The 7670-nt window shown below is 65.9% G+C and carries 8 protein-coding genes; 6 read left to right on the top strand and 2 right to left on the bottom strand.

Annotated elements, in window-relative coordinates:
- Positions 1-137: 137 nt before the first annotated feature.
- On the bottom strand, positions 138-917 hold the full coding sequence (gene istB / locus U0177_RS22235; RefSeq protein WP_409572863.1) for an IS21-like element helper ATPase IstB: 780 nt from the start codon (positions 915-917) through the stop codon (positions 138-140).
- Positions 910-2367, bottom strand: coding sequence for an IS21 family transposase (gene istA / locus U0177_RS22230; RefSeq protein WP_409572864.1), 1458 nt, complete (start codon positions 2365-2367; stop codon positions 910-912). The genes istB and istA overlap by 8 nt, the downstream gene beginning before the upstream one ends.
- A 335-nt stretch (positions 2368-2702) precedes the next feature.
- Here istA and U0177_RS22225 point away from each other — a divergent pair, with 335 nt between their 5' ends.
- The 6 genes from U0177_RS22225 (at position 2703) to U0177_RS22200 (ending at position 7574) form a co-directional block, all read left to right on the top strand.
- Entirely contained in the window at positions 2703-2897 is a 195-nt protein-coding gene (locus U0177_RS22225; protein ID WP_409572862.1) for a hypothetical protein, read from the top strand.
- A 15-nt stretch (positions 2898-2912) separates the two neighbouring features.
- Positions 2913-3701 carry a cupredoxin domain-containing protein gene (locus tag U0177_RS22220; protein ID WP_409572861.1) on the top strand — a complete coding sequence of 263 codons (789 nt, stop codon included), beginning with the start codon at positions 2913-2915 and terminating at the stop codon, positions 3699-3701.
- A 120-nt stretch (positions 3702-3821) separates the two neighbouring features.
- The gene (locus tag U0177_RS22215) at positions 3822-4211 is read left to right on the top strand and encodes a hypothetical protein (RefSeq protein ID WP_409572860.1); all 390 of its coding nucleotides are present in this window, start codon (positions 3822-3824) and stop codon (positions 4209-4211) included.
- A gap of 68 nt (positions 4212-4279) precedes the next feature.
- The gene (locus tag U0177_RS22210; protein WP_409572859.1) at positions 4280-6421 is read left to right on the top strand and encodes a histidine kinase; all 2142 of its coding nucleotides are present in this window, start codon (positions 4280-4282) and stop codon (positions 6419-6421) included.
- Positions 6418-7095: a response regulator gene (locus U0177_RS22205; RefSeq protein ID WP_409572858.1), complete on the top strand. Its 678-nt coding sequence runs from the start codon at positions 6418-6420 to the stop codon at positions 7093-7095. The genes U0177_RS22210 and U0177_RS22205 overlap by 4 nt, the downstream gene beginning before the upstream one ends.
- 83 nt (positions 7096-7178) lie before the next feature.
- Positions 7179-7574, top strand: coding sequence for a hypothetical protein (locus tag U0177_RS22200; protein WP_409572857.1), 396 nt, complete (start codon positions 7179-7181; stop codon positions 7572-7574).
- The last annotated feature ends 96 nt before the right edge of the window (positions 7575-7670 follow it).

Raw genomic sequence — 7670 nt, 5'->3', positions numbered from 1 at the left:
CGGCCACCCCGAGGGCGTCAGCGAATATCTCGAGCGCGCGGTTACGGCGCCTACCGATTGGGCGCGCTTGCCCGTGTGTCAAGCGACACCATTTCTCGTAACCTCATGACAATTAAAACTTTCCATTGCGGGTGAGATTATGCGGGCATCGGCGACGCTGCGGAAGCCGCTTTCTGTGCACTTGCCTCCTTGGCCCGGTAGCTCTCCAGACCCATCATATCCAGGATCACCGAGTGATGTACCACCCGGTCTATCGCCGCCATTGTCGTCATTGGATCCTTAAAAATCCTGTCCCATTCCGAAAACACCAAGTTGGTCGTCAGTATCACACTTCGCCGTTCGTACCGTTCGGCTAAAAACGTGAATAGCACCTCCATTTCATCTCGGCTGTGTTGCACATAACCAATGTCATCCAGGATGACACACGCAAACCGGTCGAGGCGCGCCAGTTCGCGCGGTAACCGTAGGTCGCGCTTGGCCGCCAGCAGGTGTTGCACCAGTGCCGCTGTGCTCGTCCAGTAGACCGACTGGCCTTGCCCCACCAAAACGTGACCCACCGCGGCCGTGACATGACTTTTTCCCGTTCCGGGCTTCCCGACGGCGATCACATTCACTGCCTGCTGCACAAAGGTGCCTTGGCGTAGTCGCTCTATCTGCTGCGCGAGCAGCGGCCCGAACGGGCTCAGATCCAGCTGGGCAAACGTCTTCTCCCGTGGCAGTCGCGAAGCGCGCAACAGTCGCTCGAACCGCCGCTGCTCGCGGTAGGCGACCTCCTGCTGCACCAGTTCATACAGAAACGCTGCGTGGGTCAGCCCCTCTTTGGCTGCACGCAACGCCAGCTCGTCCACGCCCGCAGCTGTGTGGTGCAGTTGCAAGGCCCGCAGCAGCCGCGTCAGATCCTCATGACGATTAGCCATCCGCACACCTCACAGTCAGCAAGGCATCATAGACCTGAAAGTCCAAGGTCGGCTGAGTGAGTGCCGGCATCGCGACCTTCTCGGGTCGCCGCACCAGTTCGCGCACGGCGTCAAAGGCTGGGACAGTCCGGCTTTCGGCCAACAAGGTCAGAGCGGCCTCCACATCAGCTTCGCTCGTGGAGGCCGCCAAATGCAGCACACGCAGGTACTCCTTATCCGCACGACTGGGCTGCCGCGCAAGGAGCGTGTCGTAGGCCAGGCGAAATGGAGTCGTGGGAAACAGCTCATCACGGTAGCGGTAGTGGCCAAACGCTCCCGGCTTGCGAACGAGCGAGAAGATCAGGTGGCGATAGTCAATCCGCGCTTGGAAGCGCCCATGGAGCCGCGGCAGCGTGAGCGCGCAGACCGTGCCGACATACAGCTCAAGCACGTCGGCGCGGATGCGCACCGTGAGGGTCGTGTCAATCAACCGGGAGGGCACGGAGTAGGTGTTGTGCAGCACTCGGATGGTCGAGAAGCGCGTGACACGCACACTCAGCTCGCGGCACGGATGCAACGGCGCTTTGGGGAGTGGTCGCAGCGCGGCGAGTTCCTCCGTCCAGCGCGCCTGGCGAGTGCCATTGCGTTTGCGAATGAGTTCCTGCAACCAATTGATGTAGGTGGCCCGGTCGGCAAAGTCACGACTGCCGCGCACGCGCAGCGCTTGGTCGACCGCCTGCTTGAAACGGAAATGCGACTGCTCAACATCGCCGTTTTCGTGCGCCTCGCCGGGTGTATTGGTGGTAGGGGTCAGACCATAGTGAGTCATCAGGCCGAAATAGCGGTCAGTCCAGCGCCGGCAGCCGTCAGGTTCGATGGTCTGGACGGCAGCCGATAAGTTGTCAGTACGATGTTGCTGGGGCACGCCACCCAGTTGCCAGAGACAGAACTCCAGTCCTTCGGCGAGCGCCTCGAAGCTTTCGGAAAAACACAGGCTGATGGCTTCGACATTGGAATAGGTCAGCACCAGGTGGAAGAGCAGGTGCGGGAACGGGACGCCGCTGAGTGTGATGCCCAAGTCGTCCATATGCGTGAAGTCGGATTGAGCGAGCCGGCCAGGCTGGTGGTGTTGCTCGAAGATGATGTCCTTCTCGGGGCCATGGAGCGCGCGCCAGGAGGCGACATGGCGCTGAAAGGTGCGGAGTTGGCCCGCAGTATAGCGGTCGGGATGCTGCTCAAGCAGCAGCGAGAAAAGCGTTTTGGCCTGCAATGCAGGGTCGCGCTTGAGGTGTTGCTCGACCCAGGCCCAGTCGGCAATAAACGGATTAGAGCGGGTGCGGTAGTCACGGGCGTGGCGGAGCGCACTTGGGAGCTTGGCGCTGCGCAGATACTTGCGAGCAGTCGGGACGCTCATGCCAGCACGAGCGGCGGCCTGTTCCAGGGTTTTGCCATTCTTGCGTTCGCGGAGCATCAGGTATACCTCGGCATCGGTCTTCATTGCGCCTCCTTCTGAGACGCAATTTTACGGATAACACGGCCGAACGGGTAAACCGCGAACGGAAAGTTCTAATCGCCATGAGGTTCCAGAGTAGCATGTCGCTGGACAGACACGGGCCGCCGGCGCTGGATAGCACTCACGCCACTGCTCTTCGTGCTCGCGCCGGCGCTGGCGCAGCCCGACTTCGTGGCGCAGCTGCGGGCTGGGCTGGGCACTGGAGCGATCGCGACCGCGCTGATCGGGATGCTGGGCGGCTATGCGATCGCCGGGCGGGGCCGCGCTGGGCCATCCTCCTCGCCCACATCCTGATGGCGGCGCTGATCGCCGCGACGGTCGGCGGCGCCTTCCTCGCCGCCGCCGAGCCGCGTCAGGCCGCGACGGCGCCGTCGGGCGCCTACGTGGCGCTGACCTTCCTGGCCTTCTCCAGCCTGCTGGCCTGGGCCTGCGCCATACCCCACTTGCCCGCACCGCAGACCGGAACGACGAACGATCGCCGGCAGTAGCCGGGGGAGCACCCTATGGATACATCGCTCACCGCCGACCAAGCGCGTCAAGGAACGCGGCTACCCGCGCTGCGCGCGGTCATCGTCACCGGGCTGGTCGGCAACGTGGTCGCCTTCACCGTGCTGCAGGCGCTCGTCCTGCGTACGCTCATCCCCGAGCTAGCGATCATCCTGGTGCTGACGCTCATCATCGCCGGGGTGTGCGCCACGCGCTGGCGCTGGGCGCCGCACCTCGTGGTGCTCTGGGCGGTGCTATCGGTCATTCCGGGCCTGGAGCCCTACTGGTACGACCTGACCCACCCGGCCGAGACCGGCACGTTTATCGGAGATCTCACCGGCCTGGCCCTGCTGCTTGTCGCAGTCGTAGCGAGCCTCGCCGCGATCCGCGCTGGCGCGCCGGCCGTCGCTGCCGGGCATACGCCCGGCTGGCTCAGGGGCTTCCTGTTCGGCACAGCGACCTTTGTGCTCGGCGCGAGCCTGGTGGCGACTATTCCCACGCCGAACGCCGGCGTGAGCGCCGAGGCGCTGGCGCGGCTGCCGGCGCTGGTCGCCGGGCGCAACACCTTCGACCAGGCCGATCTGCGCGCCAGGGTCGGCGAGACGATTGCGCTGCGGCTGGAGAACACCGACACCATGGTTCACTCGTTCGACATCGACGCCTTCGATGTCCACGTGTCGCTACCGACCGGCACACCGGCGCTGGCGATCTTTACGGCGACAACACCCGGCAGCTACACCTTCTACTGCCGTATTCCCGGCCACGCCGAGGCCGGCATGGTCGGCACGCTGATCGTCGAGCCATAGCACGATGCGGCGGAGCCGGTGGCATCCGGCAGCGGGCCGTACACTGGTAGCGGTTGTATAATAGACGTCACCGCCTGTGGTTGAGCAGCCTGTTAGGCCGCCGGAAACCGGAGACACGCCATGCGCTCGCTACAACTCAAGGCTCTGGTCACGCTTGTCGTCATTGAGGCTCTGATTTCAACCATCGGCGTCTTGCCGACGCTCCAATATGCTCTCACCCACAAAAGCTTGCCCACGATTGCCGGCGGCATCAAGGCGCTGAGCGGCCCGTTCGAGGCACTCGGTATGGAAGCGTTCATCGTCGCCGGGCTCATCTTCGTTGCCATCAGCGCGCTGAAGTTCCTCACCACCCACTGGCTCTGGAGTTTACGCCTAGACGGCGCTATCCTCCAGCTCATTCTGCTGGGAGTGAGCACCATCTTCTGGTACGGTTTCGCGCTTCCTTATGGGCTGCTTCTCGGCATCCCGCAAGCCATCCTGATCGTGTTGGCCTGGAGTTGCTTCAAGTAGCGAAGGTTGGCAAAGGACGTAACGCATGGCGTGTGACGCATGCGAGCGATGAACGAAGCGAGCCGGCGATGACACCGCAACCGACGACATCGAACCTGGCGGCCTGGGCAGACCGACCGGATCAGGGCGCTCGCCGCCTGCTCGGTCGCTGGTTGCTCGCGGCCCGCATCGGGTGGGTAAGCCTGGCCGGGCTCGCCATCGTCGTCCTGGCCGTCGCCCTGCCAGTCTTCTTTCAGGCGGTGCGCGTTGTTCGCACACCCGAGGCGGCCGTGCCGGGGCAGCTTGCCCCCGCCGATATCGTGCTACTCCAGCAATGGGGCGTATCGCTCGATGCCTACGCTGCCTACCAGACCGGCCTGATCGCCGTGTTTGCGCTGGTCTTTCTCGTCGCCGGGGCGCTGCTCTTCTGGCGCCGATCGGATGACCGGGTCGCCCTGCTCGTCTCGCTCTGGATGGTGCTGCTCGGCGTGACCGGCAACCCGCTGCTCGACCCGCTGCTGCGCGACTATCCCGCCTGGCAGACGCCGGTTCGGTTGCTGCAGGGCACGGCCATCGGCTGCTTCCCGATCTTCACCTACCTGTTCCCGGATGGCCGCTTCGTCCCGCGCTGGACGCGCATCCTGGCAATCACCTGGATTCTCTGGATCGTGGTCGGGCCGTTCACGCCCTTCACGGTCGGGGACTTCACTGGTGCCTCAGCGCTCTGGTTTGCGGTGCTGATCCCCGTGTCGATGGGCGTCGGGCTGGCCGCCCAGGCCTATCGCTACCGCCGGATCTCCAGCCATGACGAGCGGCTGCAGGCCCGCTGGGTGCTGTTCGGCTTCGGCGTCGTCGCGCTGGGCTTTCTGCTCTACGGCGCGCTGCCGCTGCTTGTCCCTGCGCTGCGCGAGCCGACCCTGGCTCGGGTGCTGTTCCTCAACTTCAGCGAGACGGTGCTGCTGGTGATCCCCTGGTTCGTGCTGCTGGCCTGCGTCGGCATCGCCATCCTGCGCTACCGGCTGTACGATATCGATCTGGTCATCAACCGGACGCTGGTCTATGGCTCGCTCAGCGCCGGGGTCATCGGGCTGTACGTGCTGGTGGTCGGCGGGCTCGGCACGCTCTTCCAGTCGAGCGGTAACCTCGCCCTCGCGCTGCTGGCCACCGGGCTCGCGGCGCTGCTGGCCCAGCCGCTGCGGGCGAGTCTGCAGCGGCGCGTAAACCAGCTGATGTACGGCGAGCGGGATGACCCGTACGTGGTGCTCTCGCGCCTGAGCCAGCAACTGAAGACCACCCTCGCACCTGATACGGTGCTCCCTGGCATCGCTGCGACGGTGGCGCAGGCGCTGAAGCTGCCATATGTTGCGCTCGCCGTCCAGCGCGGCGAGCGGCTGGAGGTGGTGGCATCCGCCGGGGAGCCGGCCGGCGATCCGATGGCGCTGCCGCTGGTCTACCAGGCAGAGGGGATCGGGCAGCTGCTGGTCGCGCCCCGTGCGCCCGGCGAGGCCTTCACAGCGGCGGAGCGCCAGCTGCTGGAAGATATCGCCCTGCAGGCCGGGGCCGCCCTCCACGCCATCCGACTCACGGCCGACCTCCAGCGCTCGCGCGAGCAGCTCGTCGCGGCGCGCGAGGAGGAGCGCCGCCGCCTGCGGCGCGACCTGCACGACGGGCTTGGCCCGCAGCTGGCGAGCTTGACGCTGACCATCGCGGCGGCGCGCGAGCTGCTCCGCCGCGACCCGCAGGCGGCCGATCAGCTGCTCGGCGAGCTGACCAACCACGCGCAGGCCGCAATCGCCGACATCCGGCGGATCGTCTACGACTTGCGCCCGCCGGCCCTCGACGACCTGGGGCTGCTGCTGGCGCTGCGCGAGCAGGCGGCGGCGTATCAGCAAGCCGGTCTGCAGATCATCATCGATACGCCGGAGCGGCTGCCGACGCTCCCGGCTGCGGTCGAGGTCGCGGCCTACCGCATCGTGCAGGAGGCCATCACCAATGTCGTGCACCACGCGAATGCGCAGCGCTGTGTCGTCCGCTTGCGCATCGATCATGGTTTCTCGGTCGAGATCCAGGACGATGGCCGTGGCCTGCCGGCGACGCGGCGAAGCGGCGTTGGGCTTACCTCGATCCGCGAGCGAACCACCGAGCTAGGCGGGACACTGAGGATCGAATCGACGGCAGGCGAAGGAACGCACGTGCGCGTCTGGTTGCCGCTGACGAAGGAGCACCAATGACACCGATCCGCATTCTGATCGCCGATGACCACCCGGTGTTTCGCTTCGGGCTGCGCGCACTACTCAATGCGATGCCCGACACCGAGGTGGTCGGCGACGCGACGACCGGGGAGGCGGCGATCGCCCTCGCGGCGGAAGCCAGGCCCGATGTGGTGCTGATGGACATCGCTATGCCGGGGATCGGCGGCATCGAGGCGGCGCGCCGGATCTGCGCTGCCCAGCCGGAGGTGCGCGTGCTGATGGTGACGATGCTCGAAGATGACTCGGTCTTCGCGGCGCTGCGCGCCGGCGCCCGCGGCTATGTCGTCAAGGGCACCGAGCCGGCCGAGGTGTTGCGCGCCATCCGCGCCGTTGCCGATGGTGAGGCGATCTTCAGCCCCAGCATCGCCGAGCGGATGCTGCACTACTTCGCCGCGCAGCCGGCTGCGCCGTACGAGACGGCGCAGGTGAGCCACGATCTGGCTTTCGCGGCATTGACCGAGCGGGAGCGCGAGGTGCTTGAACTGATCGCCGGCGGGCTGACGAACAGCGCGATCGCCGAGCGGCTGGTGATCAGCCCGAAGACCGTGCGCAACTACATCACCGAGATCTTCAGCAAGCTCCAGGTGGCCGACCGCGCCCAGGCGATTATTCGCGCGCGGGATGCCGGGCTGGGCGGCGGGGCGCCACGGTGACGGCGCGGCCTAGCTCGTTCGCGATGGAGAAGCCGTGGTGCTGGGAGCGCCACCGCCGCTGCGCCGCACCCTTCGGAGGTCGTATGATGCGCGTCTCGCTGCAATTCCGGCTCGCCGCGCTGCTGCTGTGGCTCAGCGGAGCAGGCTTTGGCCTGCCGTGCATCCAGGCGATTGCCAACCTGCTCACCGGCCGCGATATCCCATACGTCATGGGATTTCCGGCGTATGGTCGCGGCCCATTCGAGCGCTACGGCCTGCCGACAACTGTGCCGCTGCTGGTGGGTTTCCTTGTGGTATGCCTGCTGGAATGCCTGGCGGGCAGGCTGGTCTGGCGCGGCATGCGGCGCGGCGCCATCCTGGCCCTGCTCCTCCTGCCGGCAGGCGCGGTGTACTGGTGGGGCTTCGCGCTCCCGTTCGGGCCGATCTTCGCCCTTGTACGCACGTTCCTGATCGTGCAGCGGTGGAACAGCCTTACGTAATACCTCAGAAGGCGGATAGATTGCGTCAATGCCAGTACGCGGTGCAGTGCGTTTATCTGCGGAGCACGAGCAAGACGCCGATCAGTATGGGCGGCA

Origin of the sequence: Kouleothrix sp. (assembly GCF_046328425.1) — a bacterium.
GTDB lineage: Bacteria > Chloroflexota > Chloroflexia > Chloroflexales > Roseiflexaceae > Kouleothrix.
Note: the sequence above shows the minus strand (reverse complement) of the source record. Positions and strands in the feature narration are given on the sequence as shown.

Coding starts and splice junctions, on each gene's coding strand:
- istB (WP_409572863.1), bottom strand. CDS start 917: ATGGCTAATCGTCATGAGGATCTGACGCGGCTGCTGCGGGCCTTGCAA.
- istA (WP_409572864.1), bottom strand. CDS start 2,367: ATGCTCCGCGAACGCAAGAATGGCAAAACCCTGGAACAGGCCGCCGCT.
- U0177_RS22225 (WP_409572862.1), top strand. CDS start 2,703: ATGGCGGCGCTGATCGCCGCGACGGTCGGCGGCGCCTTCCTCGCCGCC.
- U0177_RS22220 (WP_409572861.1), top strand. CDS start 2,913: ATGGATACATCGCTCACCGCCGACCAAGCGCGTCAAGGAACGCGGCTA.
- U0177_RS22215 (WP_409572860.1), top strand. CDS start 3,822: ATGCGCTCGCTACAACTCAAGGCTCTGGTCACGCTTGTCGTCATTGAG.
- U0177_RS22210 (WP_409572859.1), top strand. CDS start 4,280: ATGACACCGCAACCGACGACATCGAACCTGGCGGCCTGGGCAGACCGA.
- U0177_RS22205 (WP_409572858.1), top strand. CDS start 6,418: ATGACACCGATCCGCATTCTGATCGCCGATGACCACCCGGTGTTTCGC.
- U0177_RS22200 (WP_409572857.1), top strand. CDS start 7,179: ATGATGCGCGTCTCGCTGCAATTCCGGCTCGCCGCGCTGCTGCTGTGG.